The organism is Streptomyces yerevanensis (assembly GCF_000716805.1).
Lineage (GTDB): Bacteria > Actinomycetota > Actinomycetes > Streptomycetales > Streptomycetaceae > Streptomyces > Streptomyces flaveus.
Genome location: NZ_JNWJ01000296.1, coordinates 1 through 226, shown reverse-complemented (window position 1 = coordinate 226; position 226 = coordinate 1). Strand labels below are relative to the sequence as shown.

Genomic DNA, 226 nt, shown 5'->3' with positions numbered 1-226 from the left:
TCGCAGGATGTCGGTCTCGCGGGGGCTCAGCGAGACGGCGGGAGGCGCGTCGGCGGGGGAGGGGGACGGCAGGGCGGCGGTGAGGTGGCGGGCGACGGACGAGTCGAGCTGGGTGATGCCCGCGTGCGCCAGGCGGACCGCGTGGGCGAGTTCCTCGGCCGGCAGGTCCTTGAGCAGGTAGCCGTGGGCGCCCGCCCGCAGCGCCTGTACGACGTACTCCTCGTCG

1 pseudogene is annotated in these 226 nt (G+C 75.7%); it reads right to left on the bottom strand.

Features of this window, described 5'->3' with window-relative positions:
• Window positions 1-226 (bottom strand): annotated as a pseudogene (locus OP79_RS56355) (DNA-binding response regulator); the annotation flags it as partial.